A 635-nucleotide genomic window follows, 5' to 3' on the forward strand; every position below is an offset into this window, starting at 1 on the left:
GCGCAAGAGGGCGGTTTTGACGAAGTGACCTTTTGGAAGGTGCAGATAAACAGCGAGGTCGCAGCACAGCTCAGACCTGGCGATTACACGCGTATCGATTGGCAAATTAGGACCAAGCTTTCTCCTTTGGAGAAATGGCTGCATGCCTTCTACTCGACTAATCAACATCCGTATCCAATGAAAGTCGAGACGATACATAAGCTATGTGGATCTCGAATGGCTGAGATCAAATTTTTCCGCCGCGCGATCAAAGCCGCACTGGACCGCTTGACGGAAGTAGGCTTTCTTTCGTCTTGGCAACTCGACGAAACGGACAAAGTCAAGGTGGTCCGCGGTCAAATGCTCACCGCCAACGCCGATCGAGTATCGAGCGACGGGACTCGCTGACTCGAAGGTCAACGTAATCGCAGTTCTGCGTTAGTCAAATGATCACTACCGCTTCAATCAACGGTGACTATTTGACTCCGCAAAGCCATCCAGCACACCCAAAATCAAGTCAAATAGTCACCAACCGAGCGAACGACCAGCCTTTTGACGGGGAACGAGGGGGTTTGCAGGCCTGCAGAGCACAAAAAACGTGCCAATCTCAGAGGTAAGAGGGTGAGATGCCCGTTATCCACAGGCCAATAGTCGAA

Annotated in this window: 1 protein-coding gene; it reads left to right on the forward strand. The window is 51.3% G+C overall.

Translation table 11 applies throughout. From position 1 onward, the window contains the following. Positions 1-387 (forward strand): plasmid replication initiator TrfA (gene trfA / locus AWB78_RS42965; RefSeq protein WP_269768993.1); only part of this gene is annotated, 387 nt, incomplete at its 5' end. Positions 388-635: the final 248 nt, after the last annotated feature.

Source organism: Caballeronia calidae, assembly GCF_900044055.2.
Lineage (GTDB): Bacteria > Pseudomonadota > Gammaproteobacteria > Burkholderiales > Burkholderiaceae > Caballeronia > Caballeronia calidae.